This is a genomic window from Dinoroseobacter sp. S124A, assembly GCF_049801015.1.
Lineage (GTDB): Bacteria > Pseudomonadota > Alphaproteobacteria > Rhodobacterales > Rhodobacteraceae > Dinoroseobacter.
Window position 1 is genome coordinate 126,520 of the sequence record NZ_JBNAGD010000008.1, and the last position, 14,258, is coordinate 140,777.

Below are 14,258 nucleotides of genomic sequence, written 5' to 3' on the forward strand. Positions count from 1 at the left end.
CGCGCCAAAGGTCAGATCGACTTGATCCAGGCCTGTTCGCGCACCTTTTTCGGATCGGTATCCGGATAGACCAGACCGGCCGAGATCACGAGCTTGGCCGCATCCTCGACCGACATGTCGAGCACCTTCACGTCCCGTTTGGGCACGAATAGCAGAAAGCCCGAGGTCGGGTTCGGCGTTGTCGGCAGAAAGACCGAGATCATCTCATCCTCGCCCTTGGCCGCGATCTCCCCCTTGGCGGAGGTCGAGATGAAGGCAATCGCCCAGATATTGCGGCGCGGATACTCCACCAGGCAGGCCTTGTCGAACGAGGTGCTGCCCGAGGCGAGCACGGTCTCGGCGATCTGTTTCATCCCGCCATAGACCGAGCGGACCACGGGCATCTGCGTGACCACGCCTTCGGTCCAGCGGATCACCGACCGGCCCAGCAGGCCCTTGGCCAGCCAGCCGACGGTCAGCGTGAAGAGCAGGAAGAACACCACGCCCACGCCGCGGATATCCACGGTGACGTCGAAATACTCCTTGATCAGCAGGACCGGGTTGTAGCGCGCGGGCACGAAGGGCAGCACCCAACTGTCGATCAGGCCAACCACGGACCAGACCAGCCAGACCGTCACCGCGATCGGCGCGATCACGATCAGTCCCGTCAGGAAGTTCGCGCGCAGCCGGGCAAAGATGCCGCGTTTCGGCACTTGGCGTGGATCGGGGTCGAGTTTCACGGGCACCAGCTCTCACGGGGTCGGTCGGGTTGTATCTAGGCGGCAGAGGGGGCGCGCACAAGCGCACACTGCCCAGTCTTTGCCGACGTCGCGACGTTGAGCCGCTTTTCAGTCCATCGCGACCAAAGCGGAGGCAATCTCTGCCCCGAGCCGGGCGTTGTTGCGCACCAATGCGATATTCGCCGTCAGGGACCGGCCCTCGGTCGCCTCAAAGATCCGCCCCAGCAGGAAGGGCGTGACATCCTTGGCGGCGATGTTCTGGGCTTCGGCCTCGGACAGCGCGCTCTCGATCACCGGCAGGATCTGATCCTCGGGCAGGGCGTCCGCCTCGGGGATCGGGTTGGCGATCAGGTGGCCGCCCTTGAGCCCCAGCGCCCGACGCGCCGCGATGCAGGCGGCGATCTCGGCGGCACCGTCCACGCGCAGCGGGGCGGGCAGGGTGCTCTCGCGCATCCAGAAGGCCGGGAAGCTGTCCGTTCCGTTGCACAGCACCGGCACCCCGAGGCTTTCCAAAAGCTCAAGCGTCTTGGGCAGATCGAGGATGGCCTTGGCCCCGGCGGCCACCACGGCCACGGGCGTGCGCGCCAGCTCGTAAAGATCCGCCGAGACGTCAAAGCTCGTCTCCGCCCCGCGATGCACGCCGCCAATCCCACCCGTGGCAAAGACCGCGATCCCGGCCATCTCGGCGGCGATCATGGTCGAGGCGACCGTGGTCGCACCGGTCCGCCCGGTGGCCACCGCATAGGCCAGATCCGCACGGCTGAGCTTGAGGACATCCTCGGCCTGCGCCAGGGTCGACAGCTCGGCCTCGGTCAGACCCACATGGAGCTGGCCCTCAAGAACGGCAATGGTCGCGGGCACGGCCCCGGCGGCGCGGATATCCGCCTCGACCTGCTGTGCGGTCTCGAGGTTCTGGGGATAGGGCATGCCATGGGTGATGATGGTGGACTCGAGCGCCACCATGGGGCGCCCTTCGGCCCGGGCCTCGGCGACCTCGGGAGCGTAGCGGGGGGTCATTCGGTGTCTGTCTCCGATTGCGAGATATAGCGCGCCGCGGCGTCCACGGCGGCGGCAAGGGCGGTTTCGGGGTCGGCCCCGGCGATTTCGGCGGCCATGTGACCGGCCATGAAGGTGTCGCCTGCGCCCGTCACCCGGCGCACGGGCACGGGGGGCGGCGCAACGGTGAAGGAATGGCGCGCAGAGGCATCCGTTGCGGGGTTCGCGCCGTCGGTGATCACCACCCGGTGCGCCCCCATCCCCAGCAGGATCGACGCCGCCTGCTGTGTCGTCTGGCTGGGATGATCCGAGATCAGGTTGGCCTCGATCAGGTTCACATGAAGCGTTGCGTCCGAGGCCGACAGGAAGGGCAGCAGCCGCTTGGCCTTGCCCGGCGACGCGGGCGCAACCCGTAAATCGGCCCGGGCGAAGAGCGGGCTATGGGCAATCTCGTTCAGCATCTCGTCGGTGAGGTTCCCGTCCAGCGCCACCATCCCGCGCCAAGGCTGCTCAGCCGAGCCAAGACGGCCATCGGCCAATGGGGTCAGGATCGCATCCCCGGCATCCTCCAGCGAATGGGCATCGGCAATCGCCGCGATCAGCCCGTTACTGCCTTCGATTGCCATGTAGCGATCCGTGGGCCGGTCGCTGCGATAGACATGTTCGGTGACCATGCCCATGGCGGCGGCCCGTCCCAGAAGCTCGTCGCCCTCGGCATCCGTGCCCACCGCCGACAGGAGCGCAGGAAGCAGCTCGAACCGGCAAAGCGTCATGGCGATGTTCATCGCCACGCCCCCCGGCACCCGCCGGATCAGGCCCGGGACGTCATAGCCGGATTTCATCTTGATGGGGGCATGGCCGACCGTGTCCCACAGGACCGCGCCAATGCAGAGAACGTCAGGAGATTGTGCCATGGCCAAGCTGTTTCACACCGTGCGGGCCGGGTCCAGAGAGCAGATGCGCTCAGCCTCGGAGCGGGTAGCGATCCGGCTCTTCGAACATGTCCAAAGCCACGGTGCCTGCGGTGACCTTAACCGCATGTTCCGTGCCCGAGGGAATGTCGTAGCTCTCGCCGGGACCATAGCTGCGGGTCTCGCCATTCATTGTCAGCGTGACCGAGCCTTCGAGGACGCTGCCCCATTGGCCCTTGTGGCTGTGCGGGGGCAGTTCAACATCCTGATGAAACCGGAAAAACACCACCAAAGCCGTGTCCGAACGCACCACATTGGTGGTGACAACGCTGTCGGGAAAAGGCAAATCGAGGCTCGGCAGATCGTCCAGAAAAGAGGGCAGGGGCATTGGGTGTCCTTTGCATTCGGGCCGGGATGGCCATGGTGCAGGATCACCCGAAGCAGGCAGGGGTTGCAATCCCGCGCGGACCGCCGTACACGACGCGCACTTCACAGGAGGGGCTTGGGCCCTTGAGGGAGACATCCTCAAGACGTCCGCCGGTTGAGCAACAGCTCTATGGCCCCTCTCAGGCGCAAACCGGAAAGGAACTTTGGAATGGCGCTTCCCGATTTCACAATTCGCCAGCTGCTCGAGGCTGGTGTGCACTTTGGTCACCAGACCCAGCGTTGGAACCCCCGCATGGGCCCGTATATCTACGGCGACCGCAACGGGATCCACATCCTCGACCTGACGCAGACCGTCCCCATGCTGGACCAGGCGCTGCAAGCCGTGCGCGACACCGTCGCCAAGGGCGGTCGTGTACTCTTCGTTGGCACCAAGCGTCAGGCCCAGAAGCCGATCGCCGAAGCCGCCGAGCGCTGCGCGCAGTATTACATGAACCACCGCTGGCTGGGTGGCACGCTGACCAACTGGAAAACCGTGTCCAACTCCATCGGGCGTCTCAAGTCGATCGACGAGGCCATGGAATCGGGCTTCGAAGGTCTGACCAAGAAAGAGCGCCTCGGCATGGAGCGTGACCAGGGCAAGCTGCAGGCCTCCCTGGGCGGGATCCGCGAAATGGGCGGCGTGCCGGATCTGATCTTCGTCATCGACGTCAAGAAAGAAGATCTAGCGATTGCCGAAGCCAACAAGCTGGGGATCCCGGTTGTGGCGGTCGTGGACACGAACTGCTCCCCCGATGGTGTGGATTACGTGATCCCGGGCAACGATGACGCGGCCCGCGCCATCGCGCTCTATTGTGACCTCGTGGCCCGCGCGGCGCTGGACGGCATGTCCGCACAGCTTGGGGCCGCCGGCGTCGATCTCGGCGAGCTCGAAGAGGGCAGCGTCGAAGAGGCGATTGCCGAAGAGCCCGCAGCCGCCGAAGGCTGAACGGACGGGGCCTCGCCCCTGTCACATCACTGACATGCGGACCGGGCACATCCCGGTCCGACCCGTTGATCAATTTCAGGAGAAACCAAAATGGCGATCACCGCTGCATTGGTAAAAGAGCTGCGCGACAAGACCGGCGCCGGCATGATGGACGCGAAGAAAGCGCTGACCGAAAACGACGGCGACATGGAAGCGGCCGTCGACTGGCTGCGCACCAAGGGTCTGGCGAAGGCCGCCAAGAAGTCCGGCCGCACCGCGGCAGAGGGCCTCGTGGCCGTCGCCGTTGACGGCGGCACCGCCGTCGCGCTCGAAGTGAACGCGGAAACCGACTTCGTTGCCAAGAACGCCGAGTTCCAGGGCATGGTGTCGAGCTTTGCTCAGGCCGCTCTGACCGTGGACAGTGTCGAGGCGCTGAAAGCGGCCTCCGTCGAAGGCGGCACCGTCGAAGAGGTCCTGACCTCGAAGATCGCCACCATCGGTGAGAACATGTCCGTGCGCCGCATGGCCAAAGTCACCGGCGAGAGCGTCGTGAGCTATGTCCACAACCCGGCCACCGAAGGCATGGGCAAGATCGGCGTGCTGGTCGCGCTGAACGGCGCCGATAACGGCATCGGCAAGCAGATCGCCATGCACGTGGCTGCGGCCAACCCGGCCTCCCTTGGCGAGGCGGATCTCGACCCGGCCCTGCTGGAGCGTGAAAAGAACGTTCTGACCGAGCAGGCCCGCGAATCCGGCAAGCCCGAGCAGGTCATCGAAAAGATGATCATCGGCCGCATGAAGAAGTTCCTGTCCGAGGTGACCCTTCTGGGTCAGGCCTTCGTCGTGAACCCGGACCTGACCGTCGAAGCGGCGGCCAAGGAAGCCGGCGTGGAAGTGACCGGTTTCGTGCGCCTCGAAGTAGGCGAGGGGATCGAGAAGGAAGAAGAAGACTTCGCCGCCGAAGTGGCCAAGATGAACGCCTGATCCAGGCATCATCAGAAGATCGAGGAGGGGACCCATCGCGGTCCCCTTTTTCGTGGCGCAGGCACGCTGACGAGGGTCCGCTAACGTTTCAGATCCGGGGTAAAGATGTCGGCTGAGCGGAGTTGATCAATATTCTCCCCCCAGCCGACGTGTCTTCAGGTGACGAATAAATAACTGCCGCCACTCCTAGGACGTGCTCCATGGCCTAAAGCCACCACTCACGGAACATCACGACACTGCCACCAACGGTTCTGTGACGAAAGTGTGGAAAACCTTACCTATTGGTCAAATTCATAGGTTTGATCTATCTGAGCGTGAAGATCTGGTTTTGAACAGAAGCCTTTAGCACGGCCTGCGCCGTGGTTTGCGCGTTCATCGCTTCGCGCGCGAGGCGCAAGTGTTTTTCTACTGTTGCCTGTTTTCGGTCTATTAACAGACAGATTTCCGGGATTGTCTTGCCCTGCGCAACCCACTCCAGCACTTCTCGTTGACGCTTGGTCAGGCGATTCGAGTCCCGCGCCGGAAGCTTTGTGACGGTCAGGTGCATGACGCGATTCATCAGAATGATCTCTGGGCCATGCGCGTCCCAGATCGCGTCGAGATCATCCTGGGACTGGCCCGACGCACCGGTCAGGCTGATCGCGCCGATCCCGCGATGGGACAGATTGCGGAAGCTGATCGTGTACCCTGCGGTGATGCCGAATTCGCGGTTGAGGCTCTGGATCGGCGAGGCCGGGCTGCCGTTCATCTCGGCGATGTCATGTCCGGCGATCTCGCGCCAGCTCAGGGCGCCATCACTGGCTTCGGCCCACTGGATCACCGGGTCCGCGCGCAAGAGATCCTCGGCGAGATACCGGTCCAGATAATCCGGGTCGTGGTTGCTCAGGATCAGGGCGTCCTGTCGTTCTCCGAAGGCGGCCGAATTGGCCAGCCGCGAATACCCGTACAGCAATCGGTCAAATCCAAACGCCCCCATCTGCGCGCAGTGCTGTGTCCACACAGCGTCGACAGAGGTCGCAGACACCAATTTTTGCAGGTGATCGAGCGTCAAGTGACCTCCTTTCGCAGATGCGAAACCAACCCGTCCAGGGCCAGCTCATAGCCCTTGGCGCCAAAACCGCAGATCAGGCCAAGCGCCACCGGTGACAGGTAGGAGGTATGCCGAAAGCTCTCGCGCGCATGGATGTTCGACAGATGCACCTCGATACAGGGCAGCGACACGGAGGCCACTGCATCCATCAGCGCGATGGATGTATGGGTGTAGGCCCCGGCATTGATGATCAACCCCGCACTCCGCGTGCGGGCCTCGTGGACCTGATCCACAAGCGTGCCTTCGTGATTGCTCTGGTGAAAGGCGATGGACACATCAAGCGCCTCGGCCTTGGCGACACACATCGCCTCGACATCCGCGAGCGTGGTCGACCCATAGACCTCGGGCTGGCGGGTTCCCAAAAGATTGAGGTTTGGGCCATTGAGAATCGTGATGTGCATAGCTCGTCCGGGGTCCAGGCGCGAATTCAGTCTTAACCTGTTAACAGACTTCCTCGCCAAGTCGAAGTTTTTTGCTGCGCAGCCAGAGGGATACTGCCGAACACGGTGGTCTGCGCCCCCTTGTGGAGCGCTCGGACGAATGTCACTCTGCACGCGGGAGACGCGGGTGCGTCCATGGGGAGGATGAAGATGGGCGCGGTTCTGGGCTGTATCGCTGATGATTTCACGGGCGCAACGGATCTGGCGGGGCTGCTCGCGCGCAGCGGGGCGGCGGTCAGTCTGCGGATCGGGGTGCCCGATGCCAGCGAGGCGGAGACAGCCGCCGAGTTCGAGGTGATCGCCCTGAAATGCCGGACCGCCCCCGTGGATGACGCCATTGCCAGCTGCCGCGCGGCTTTGGGCTGGCTGCAGCGCGCTGGCGCGTCGCGGTTCTTCTGGAAGTATTGCTCTACCTTCGATTCAACGCCGGAGGGCAATATCGGCCCCGTGGCCGAGGCGCTGATGGGGGATCTCGGCGCGACCCAGACGATCTATTGCCCCGCATTTCCCGAGAATGGGCGCTCGATCTTCATGGGGAACCTGTTTGTGGGGCAGCAACCGCTCCATGAAAGCCCGATGAAGGACCATCCCCTGACGCCCATGCGGGATTCGAACCTCATGCGCCTGCTCGCACCGCAAGTGCGGGGCGAAGTCGGCCTGATCGATCGTCTGACCGTGGCCAAGGGCCCCGAGGCCCTGCGCGCGGCTCTTGCACAGCGTGCCGCCGAAGGCGTCGCGCATGTGGTCGTGGATGCCGTGGCCGATGCAGATCTCGCGATCATTGCCGAGGCATGTCAGGACATGCCGCTGTTGACCGGCGGCAGTGCCGTCGCGCAACCACTTCCCGCGCTCTACGCCAAGGGGCAGGGGGCGCCGCAGCGCGGGTCCGCGCCGTCCGTCCCGGACGGCGCCCTCGTCCTCTCGGGCAGCTGCTCGCAAATGACGCGTGCACAGGTGGCCGCCTATCTCGGTCAAGCGCCGGGTTTCAAACTCGATCCGCTGCAGCTTGCGACATCCGGACATGGCGCGGCCCTCGACTGGCTCAAGGCACAAGCCGCATCCGCGAACCCGCTGATCTATGCCACCGCCGAACCTCAGGAGGTCCGCCGTGCCCAGTCCGAGCTCGGTGTGGCCGCTGCTGGCGCGGTGGTCGAGGACGCGCTCGCCGCTCTTTCCGTCGCCGCCCGCGATCTTGGCATCCGCCGCTTCGTCGTTGCCGGCGGCGAAACCTCCGGCGCGGTTGCCAGTGCGCTTGGCGTCACCCGTCTCGACATCCGCGATGAAATCGCGCCGGGCGTGCCCTGGTGCTTTGCCAAAAGCAACGGATCCGACATCGCCATCACCCTGAAATCCGGCAATTTCGGCGCCGAGAGTTTCTTTGCCGATGCCCTCGCGCAGCTGAACGCCGCATGAGCACCGAGGCCACCCTGCGCGAGCAGCTTTGCCTGCTGGCGAAATCCATGTTCGACCGCGGCCTGACTGGCGGCAGCACGGGAAACATCTCGGCGCGCACCGAGGATGGCGGACTTCTGGTCTCGCCCACGGGCACAAGCTTCGGGCGGCTCGATCCCGGTCGGCTGAGCCGGTTCGACGGGCAGGGGCGGCTGATCTCGGGCGATAAACCGACCAAGGAAATGCCTTTGCATACAGCGTTTTACGACACGCGCAGCACCGCGGGCGCCGTGGTGCATCTGCATTCCTGTCATTCGGTCGCGCTCTCCATGATGCCCGATGTGGACCCGGACAACTTCCTGCCGCCGCTGACCCCCTATGGCATCATGAAGCTCGGCAAGGTGAAACTCCTGCCGCTGTTCCTGCCGGGGGATCCGGCCATGGGGGATGCAGTGCGCGGGCTTGCTGGCAAGCGCAGCGCTGTCATGCTCGCCAATCACGGGCCCGTTGTCGCCGGCAAAGATATCGAGGCCGCCTGCAATGCCATTGAAGAGCTTGAGGCCACAGCCCAGCTCGCCATGATGACCCGCGGCCTCAACCCGCGCGCCTTGACGCCGGAACAGATCACCGATGTCGTCACGCGCTTTGATGTGGAATGGGATGCATGAGGTTTTCAGCCAATCTAGGGTTTCTCTGGACCAACAAGACGTTACCGGAGGCAATTCACGCCGCACATGAGGCTGGATTTCACGCTGTGGAGTGCCATTGGCCCTATGACACGGATCCGTCCTTGGTCAGGACCGCGCTGCAAGAGACCGGGCTTCGGATGCTCGGTCTGAACACCCGGCGCGGCGATGTCGCCGGTGGCGAGAACGGCCTGTCGGCGCTCGTCGGGCGCGAGACGGAGGCGCGCGCAGCCATTGACGAGGCCGTGACATACGCAACGCAGATCGAGGCGGGCGCGATCCATGTCATGGCCGGGTTTGCCGAAGGTCCCGAGGCGCGTCGGTGTTTCATCGAAAACCTGCGATATGCGTGCCGCGCCGCGTCCGAGGCTGGGATCACCATTCTGATCGAACCTCTGAACCGCTATGACGCGCCGGGCTATTTTCTGCAAACCACGGCCCAAGCGTCTGACATCATTTCCGAGATTGATCTGCCAAACCTCAAGCTGATGTTCGACTGCTACCATGTGCAACTCATGGAGGGCGACATCACGCACAAACTCGGCGCGCTGCAGGACATCATCGGGCATATCCAATTCGCCAGCGTCCCGGATCGCGGCACGCCGGACCATGGCGAGCTGAACTACGGCCATGTCTTCGCTGAAATCGGTCAGCTCGGATGGGACATGCCGCTGGGCGCGGAGTACAAGCCTCAGGGCGCAACCGAGGACAGCCTTGGGTGGATGGACGAACTTGGGCGGCCATAGACGCAGCACAAGTTGTGACGGAAAGGTGCTGCAAGGCATTGTAATCAAACACCTGTAAGCGCTCACGCCGCCCAGCCTCATCATCCATATATTTACATAATACGGATTACAGGACTCCTGCATGCCCGGATAAGGCCTCCTGACCCATCGCTCCGCGCCGTAAAACGCGGCCTCAGGCCATGGACGTGACCCAGAGGATGCTCGCATCCTCTTCGCTAGTCGAGATCACGTTATGACCCATGGAGGCGTCGTAATACGCACTGTCGCCCCGGCGCATGTCGACCGGCTCGTAGAATTCGGTGATCAGCCGGATCGCGCCGGTCAGCACATAGAGAAACTCTTCGCCATCATGGCGCACCCAGCCGTCGAACTCGTCGAAGCTGCGCGCCCGTACTCGTGCCCGGTATGGCAGCATGTTCTTCTTTGTCAGGCTCACCGCCAGAAGCTCATGCTCATAGGTCGCTGTGGGATGCGGCTCACCATCTTCGCGGCGCGTGACGGACATGCGGCCATTCACCTGCGCCTTACGCGGCGGTGTGAAAAGCTGCGGCACGGAAATCTCGAGCCCATCGGCCAGCTTCTTGAGGGCCTCATAGGTCGGTGACATCTGCCCGTTCTCGATTTTCGAGAGCGTCGAGCGCGCCAATCCGGCCTGTCCGGCGGCCTGTTCCAACGTCCAGTTCCGCGCCTTGCGCAACTCGCGCACGCGCACGCCGAGATTGAGCGGCTCCACCGGTGTGCTATCGCCGCTTTCGCGGGCCAAACGGATCAGACTGGGTTCGGTATCGGGCTTGGTCATGGGCGCATTGTCCGGAATTGCGCGGCGACTTGCAACCGCCCGGCGCGCAGCCTAGCACCGATGGCATGAGTTCCACGCCCCAGATCGACCCGCTCGCACCCTGCCCTGCGCCGTTCAACCTCGCGGCCTATGTGCTCGATCCGGCGGCAGCCCCCGGCGCGAAACACGCGCTGGAGCTCTGGTCTGCGACGGGTGTGGACCGGTGGAGCTATGACCGGTTGCGGGGGGCTGTGGCTGACACCGCGCAGGCACTGTGCGCGGCCGGGTGCGCGCCGCAGGACAAGATCCTCATGCGCATCGGCAACACGGTGGCTTTTCCCATCGTCTTTCTGGCCTGTCTCGCGGCGGATCTGGTGCCCGTGCCGACCTCGGCGGCGCTGACACAGGAAGAGATCGACTGGATCGCGGCGGATCTGAACCCGGCGCTCTGCATCTGGGACGGTGAGACAACCAAACCTCGGGGCATGCCCGCGCTCCTCTCGGAGGACCTGAGAAACGGCGCGCAAAGATCCGATTTTCAACCTGTTTTCGGGGATCCCAACCGGCTCGGCTATATCATTTACACCTCGGGCAGTTCCGGTCGCCCGCGGGCCGTGGCCCATGCCCATCGGGCGATCTGGGCGCGGCGGATGATGTGGCAGGGTTGGTACGGGATGGGCCCCGAGGACCGCATCCTCCATGCCGGGGCGTTCAACTGGACCTATACGCTGGGCGTCGGCCTGATGGATCCCTGGGCCATGGGGGCAACCGCCCTCATCCCGGCAGCAGGGACAGACACCAGCGCCCTGCCCGCTCTCTTGCGCCAGAGCGACGCGACGATTTTCGCTGCCGCACCGGGGGTTTATCGCCAGATGCTGCGGGCGGACAGCTTTCCGGCCCTGCCCAGACTGCGCCATGGCCTCTCTGCGGGCGAAGCCCTGCCGCAGGCCAGCCGCGAGTTGTGGCACGCCAAGACCGGAACGGAGATTTACGAAGCCCTGGGCATGTCCGAATGCTCCACCTTCGTGTCCGGCGCGCCGGGACGACAGGCGCCCGCGGGTGCTGCGGGCTTTGCTCAGCCCGGACGCCGGATCACCACCCTTGGCGCAGACGGCACGCCCACCCTGGGTCAGCCCGGGCGGCTCGGCATCCATCGCAGCGATCCGGGGCTGATGCTGGGATATCTGGAGGCCGGAACGCCCAAGCTGCCCCTGTCCGGGGAGTGGTTCGACACCGGCGACATGGTCGAAATCGATGCGGACGGCGCCCTGCGCTATCTCGGGCGCGGCGATGACATGATGAACGCGGGCGGCTACCGGGTCTCTCCCCTGGAGGTCGAACGAGCCTTTCAGGGGATGGCAGGCATGTCCGAGACCGCCGCGGTCGAGGTTGAGATCAAACCGGATGTGACGGTGATCGCGCTCTTTTACGCAGGCCCTGCCCCGCTGCCCGAGGCCGATCTGCGCGCGGAGGCCGCGCAACACCTGGCGGTTTACAAGCAACCGCGGCTTTACATTCACCGGGAAACGCTGCCCAAGGGGGGCAATGGTAAACTGAACCGCCGCGCCCTGCGGGCGGGTTTCGAGGCCCCACATGATCAAGCTTGATATCCTGTCCGACCCGATCTGCCCTTGGTGCTACATCGGCAAAAGCTATCTCGACCGCGCGATGGCCGAAGCGCCGGACCACCCCTTCACCATCGAATGGCATCCGTTTCAGCTGAACCCAGACATGCCGCGCAGGGGGATGGAGCGGCGCACCTATCTTGAGGCGAAGTTTGGCGGACCGGACGGTGCCGCCGAGGTGTATGGCCGGATCGAGGAGACCGCCAAGCAAGCCGGGCTCGACATCGATTTCGCCGCGATTAAGCGGACGCCGAACACCCTGGACGCGCACCGCCTGATCCACTGGGCCGGGCTCGAAGGGCGGCAGATCGCCATGGTCTCGCGCCTGTTCACGGCCTATTTCCGCGAAGGGCTCGACATTGGCGATCTGGACGTGCTCTGCGCCCTCGCCGAAGAGATCGGACTCGATGCGGCCGTGACGCGGACCCTGCTGGAGGGGGATGCGGATGCCGAGGATATCCGCGCCCGCGACGCCCATGCCCGGCAGCGCGGCGTCTCAGGCGTGCCGACCTTCGTTCTGGCCAACCAGCATGTGCTGAACGGCGCGCAACCCCCTGAACTCTGGACCAAAGTCATCGACGAGCTGAAGGCGCAGATCCAGGCGGCCCAAGACTAGATCCGCGCAATCCGACGCAGCATATGGCGCGGCGCGGTCAGGCGTGTTAGCGATCCGGGAATCCACCGGAGCCTGAAATGCCCCCGCCCCGCCTGTCCCAGCCGGAGTTCATCGCCCTTATGGCGATGCTCTTTGCGACGATCGCCTTTTCCATCGACGCCATGCTGCCAGCCCTGCCCGAGATCGCGGCAGAGCTTACGCCCGAGGATGTGAACCGCGCGCAATTGATCGTCACCTCCTTTGTCTTCGGCATGGGGTTCGGCACATTACTGGCCGGGCCGCTCTCGGACAGTTTCGGGCGCAAGCCGGTGATTGTGGCGGGTGCAATCCTCTATTGTGCGGCGGCGGCATTGGCCTGGGCGGCGCAATCGCTGGAGCTCGCGCTGATTGCCCGGGTGGTTCAGGGCATCGGGGCGGCGGGGCCAAGGGTCGTGGCCATCGCCATGGTGCGCGATCTCTATGTTGGGCGGCATATGGCGCGGATCATGTCGCTGGTCTTTCTGATCTTCGCCCTGGTGCCTGCCATTGCGCCGAGCCTCGGCGCGCTGATCATCCATTTTGCCGGGTGGCGAGCGATTTTTGCGGCCTTTATCGGCTTTGCGGTCTTCTCGGTGGGCTGGATGATGATCCGCCAGGCCGAGACCCTGCCCGTGGCCGCGCGCAGGCCGCTGTCCATGCGGAGCGTTGCGGGCAATGTCGCCGAGGTGCTGCGCGACCGCGTCGTACGCCTGTCGATCCTCGCGCAGACCATGTCCTTTGCCACGCTCTTTGCGACCCTGTCCTCGACACAGCCGGTCTTTGACGTGACATTCAATCAGGCCGAAACCTTCCATCTGTGGTTTGCCGCCATCGCCGTTCTGGCCTCCAGCGCCAGTGCCATCAACGCGCGCCTCGTGGTGCGGCTGGGTATGCGCCGGATGGTCCGCGCGGTGCTGACGGGACAGATCCTGATCTCGGCGGTATTCCTGCTGGTGAGCTGGGTCGGCTGGCCCGAGGCGCTGCATCTCTGGGCCTATTTCCTCTGGGTGACGAGCGTGTTTTTCATGGCAGGCATGACGCTGGGCAATCTCAACGCCATCGCGATGGAGCCCATGGGCCACATCGCGGGCACGGCGGCCTCGGTGGTCGGATCGCTCTCGACCATGGGGTCGGTCCTGCTGGCGGTGCCCATCGGCTTGATGTTCAACGGCACGCCCATCCCCGGGGTTGCCGGGGTGCTGGTGCTCTGCATCGGCGCGCTCTGGGTGATGAAAATCCTCGGCTCGCGCGGTGAGGCGCCCGCCTGAGCAGAGCGGCCCCCGCGCATGCGGCGTGCACTGTCGCTGCAATGCCGCATCCGCCCGATCCAGCCGCGCCTGCGCTTGAAATCGCGCCGGAAACTCGACACTCTCAAGGCCACAGATATGTCTATCGGTCAGGATGATCCCATGATGAAATCGACGGCTTTGGCCCTTGTCGCAGCCCTTGGCCTCAGCGTTCCGGCGCAGGCGGACCCGACCATTGGGTTTGGCTTCACCATGGCCTTTTCGGGCGGCGAGCCGAATGCGGGCGTGGGTCTGCGCCTGTTCTCGGATGACGAGCAGGACAGCACGGTCGGCAGCCTCGGGGTCGATTACATGTTCCGGACCCGTGTCTTCCGCCCGACGGTCGGGATCGCCTTTCTCGATGAGGATTATTACCTGGGGTTGGATCTCGGCTATGATTCCGCGCTCAACCTGCTCGATTTCGGTGTGAGCGGCGGGCTGGTGGACACCGAAAGCCCCGGCCGGCGCAGCGCCCCTGCGGGCGGTGACGATGGCGATGACGGTGGCGATGCCCTGCCTATCGATGGCGGCGGTGACCTGATCGACTAAGCCGGCCAATCGCGGCCCTGCAGGCCTGCCCGGTCTTCGCATCGGGGGGCACGCGGGCCATGGCCCGCGCA

At 64.5% G+C, this 14,258-nt stretch carries 16 protein-coding genes; 9 read left to right on the plus strand and 7 right to left on the minus strand.

What is annotated here, in order from left to right:
- Nucleotides 1–11: 11 nt before the first annotated feature.
- The 4 genes from ACP15I_RS18295 to ACP15I_RS18310 all read right to left on the minus strand — a co-directional run bounded on the left by ACP15I_RS18295 (nt 12) and on the right by ACP15I_RS18310 (nt 3,014).
- Entirely contained in the window at nt 12–719 is a 708-nt protein-coding gene (locus ACP15I_RS18295) for a DUF502 domain-containing protein (protein ID WP_424967416.1), read from the minus strand.
- A 108-nt stretch (nt 720–827) separates the two neighbouring features.
- The gene (locus ACP15I_RS18300) at nt 828–1,736 is read right to left on the minus strand and encodes a pseudouridine-5'-phosphate glycosidase (RefSeq protein WP_424976184.1); all 909 of its coding nucleotides are present in this window, start codon (nt 1,734–1,736) and stop codon (nt 828–830) included.
- On the minus strand, nt 1,733–2,629 hold the full coding sequence (locus tag ACP15I_RS18305; RefSeq protein ID WP_424976185.1) for a PfkB family carbohydrate kinase: 897 nt from the start codon (nt 2,627–2,629) through the stop codon (nt 1,733–1,735). Before ACP15I_RS18305 ends, ACP15I_RS18300 begins: the two co-directional genes overlap by 4 nt.
- A gap of 49 nt (nt 2,630–2,678) precedes the next feature.
- Nucleotides 2,679–3,014 carry a cupin domain-containing protein gene (locus ACP15I_RS18310; protein ID WP_424967419.1) on the minus strand — a complete coding sequence of 112 codons (336 nt, stop codon included), beginning with the start codon at nt 3,012–3,014 and terminating at the stop codon, nt 2,679–2,681.
- Nucleotides 3,015–3,221: 207 nt separating this feature from the next.
- On the opposite strand from ACP15I_RS18310, the gene rpsB reads away from it, so the two are divergent.
- Complete coding sequence (rpsB, locus tag ACP15I_RS18315; protein WP_424967420.1) at nt 3,222–3,998, plus strand: 30S ribosomal protein S2; 777 nt, start codon at nt 3,222–3,224, stop codon at nt 3,996–3,998.
- 90 nt (nt 3,999–4,088) lie between these two features.
- Nucleotides 4,089–4,961, plus strand: a complete 873-nt coding sequence (gene tsf / locus ACP15I_RS18320) for a translation elongation factor Ts (RefSeq protein WP_424967421.1) — start codon at nt 4,089–4,091, stop codon at nt 4,959–4,961.
- Between the two features lie 304 nt (nt 4,962–5,265).
- On the opposite strand, the gene ACP15I_RS18325 is transcribed toward tsf, so the two are convergent.
- Complete coding sequence (locus tag ACP15I_RS18325; protein WP_424967422.1) at nt 5,266–6,012, minus strand: LuxR family transcriptional regulator; 747 nt, start codon at nt 6,010–6,012, stop codon at nt 5,266–5,268.
- Complete coding sequence (gene aroQ / locus ACP15I_RS18330) at nt 6,009–6,452, minus strand: type II 3-dehydroquinate dehydratase (RefSeq protein ID WP_424976186.1); 444 nt, start codon at nt 6,450–6,452, stop codon at nt 6,009–6,011. The genes ACP15I_RS18325 and aroQ overlap by 4 nt, the downstream gene beginning before the upstream one ends.
- Before the next feature lie 189 nt (nt 6,453–6,641).
- Between aroQ and otnK the strand changes: the two genes are divergently transcribed.
- The 3 genes from otnK to ACP15I_RS18345 are packed head-to-tail and all read left to right on the plus strand — an operon-like array spanning nt 6,642 to nt 9,315.
- Nucleotides 6,642–7,904, plus strand: a complete 1,263-nt coding sequence (otnK, locus tag ACP15I_RS18335; RefSeq protein ID WP_424976187.1) for a 3-oxo-tetronate kinase — start codon at nt 6,642–6,644, stop codon at nt 7,902–7,904.
- Nucleotides 7,901–8,551, plus strand: coding sequence for an aldolase (locus ACP15I_RS18340; RefSeq protein WP_424967425.1), 651 nt, complete (start codon nt 7,901–7,903; stop codon nt 8,549–8,551). The genes otnK and ACP15I_RS18340 overlap by 4 nt, the downstream gene beginning before the upstream one ends.
- Nucleotides 8,548–9,315: a hydroxypyruvate isomerase family protein gene (locus tag ACP15I_RS18345; RefSeq protein WP_424976188.1), complete on the plus strand. Its 768-nt coding sequence runs from the start codon at nt 8,548–8,550 to the stop codon at nt 9,313–9,315. Before ACP15I_RS18340 ends, ACP15I_RS18345 begins: the two co-directional genes overlap by 4 nt.
- 172 nt (nt 9,316–9,487) lie before the next feature.
- On the opposite strand, the gene ACP15I_RS18350 is transcribed toward ACP15I_RS18345, so the two are convergent.
- Nucleotides 9,488–10,114, minus strand: a complete 627-nt coding sequence (locus tag ACP15I_RS18350; protein ID WP_424967427.1) for a helix-turn-helix domain-containing protein — start codon at nt 10,112–10,114, stop codon at nt 9,488–9,490.
- Between the two features lie 65 nt (nt 10,115–10,179).
- Here ACP15I_RS18350 and ACP15I_RS18355 point away from each other — a divergent pair, with 65 nt between their 5' ends.
- The 4 genes from ACP15I_RS18355 to ACP15I_RS18370 all read left to right on the plus strand — a co-directional run bounded on the left by ACP15I_RS18355 (nt 10,180) and on the right by ACP15I_RS18370 (nt 14,187).
- Nucleotides 10,180–11,700, plus strand: a complete 1,521-nt coding sequence (locus tag ACP15I_RS18355; protein ID WP_424976189.1) for a class I adenylate-forming enzyme family protein — start codon at nt 10,180–10,182, stop codon at nt 11,698–11,700.
- The gene (locus ACP15I_RS18360) at nt 11,687–12,334 is read left to right on the plus strand and encodes a DsbA family oxidoreductase (RefSeq protein WP_424967429.1); all 648 of its coding nucleotides are present in this window, start codon (nt 11,687–11,689) and stop codon (nt 12,332–12,334) included. The genes ACP15I_RS18355 and ACP15I_RS18360 overlap by 14 nt, the downstream gene beginning before the upstream one ends.
- 77 nt (nt 12,335–12,411) lie before the next feature.
- Nucleotides 12,412–13,620, plus strand: coding sequence for a multidrug effflux MFS transporter (locus ACP15I_RS18365; protein ID WP_424976190.1), 1,209 nt, complete (start codon nt 12,412–12,414; stop codon nt 13,618–13,620).
- A 141-nt stretch (nt 13,621–13,761) separates the two neighbouring features.
- On the plus strand, nt 13,762–14,187 hold the full coding sequence (locus ACP15I_RS18370; protein ID WP_424976191.1) for a hypothetical protein: 426 nt from the start codon (nt 13,762–13,764) through the stop codon (nt 14,185–14,187).
- The last annotated feature ends 71 nt before the right edge of the window (nt 14,188–14,258 follow it).

Excerpts from the sequence above, each read along its gene's own strand:
- ACP15I_RS18300 (WP_424976184.1), bottom strand. The coding sequence starts at position 1,736 with ATGACCCCCCGCTACGCTCCCGAGGTCGCCGAGGCCCGGGCCGAAGGG.
- ACP15I_RS18305 (WP_424976185.1), bottom strand. The coding sequence starts at position 2,629 with ATGGCACAATCTCCTGACGTTCTCTGCATTGGCGCGGTCCTGTGGGAC.
- ACP15I_RS18310 (WP_424967419.1), bottom strand. The coding sequence starts at position 3,014 with ATGCCCCTGCCCTCTTTTCTGGACGATCTGCCGAGCCTCGATTTGCCT.
- rpsB (WP_424967420.1), top strand. The coding sequence starts at position 3,222 with ATGGCGCTTCCCGATTTCACAATTCGCCAGCTGCTCGAGGCTGGTGTG.
- tsf (WP_424967421.1), top strand. The coding sequence starts at position 4,089 with ATGGCGATCACCGCTGCATTGGTAAAAGAGCTGCGCGACAAGACCGGC.
- aroQ (WP_424976186.1), bottom strand. The coding sequence starts at position 6,452 with ATGCACATCACGATTCTCAATGGCCCAAACCTCAATCTTTTGGGAACC.
- otnK (WP_424976187.1), top strand. The coding sequence starts at position 6,642 with ATGGGCGCGGTTCTGGGCTGTATCGCTGATGATTTCACGGGCGCAACG.
- ACP15I_RS18340 (WP_424967425.1), top strand. The coding sequence starts at position 7,901 with ATGAGCACCGAGGCCACCCTGCGCGAGCAGCTTTGCCTGCTGGCGAAA.
- ACP15I_RS18345 (WP_424976188.1), top strand. The coding sequence starts at position 8,548 with ATGAGGTTTTCAGCCAATCTAGGGTTTCTCTGGACCAACAAGACGTTA.
- ACP15I_RS18350 (WP_424967427.1), bottom strand. The coding sequence starts at position 10,114 with ATGACCAAGCCCGATACCGAACCCAGTCTGATCCGTTTGGCCCGCGAA.
- ACP15I_RS18355 (WP_424976189.1), top strand. The coding sequence starts at position 10,180 with ATGAGTTCCACGCCCCAGATCGACCCGCTCGCACCCTGCCCTGCGCCG.
- ACP15I_RS18360 (WP_424967429.1), top strand. The coding sequence starts at position 11,687 with ATGATCAAGCTTGATATCCTGTCCGACCCGATCTGCCCTTGGTGCTAC.
- ACP15I_RS18365 (WP_424976190.1), top strand. The coding sequence starts at position 12,412 with ATGCCCCCGCCCCGCCTGTCCCAGCCGGAGTTCATCGCCCTTATGGCG.
- ACP15I_RS18370 (WP_424976191.1), top strand. The coding sequence starts at position 13,762 with ATGATGAAATCGACGGCTTTGGCCCTTGTCGCAGCCCTTGGCCTCAGC.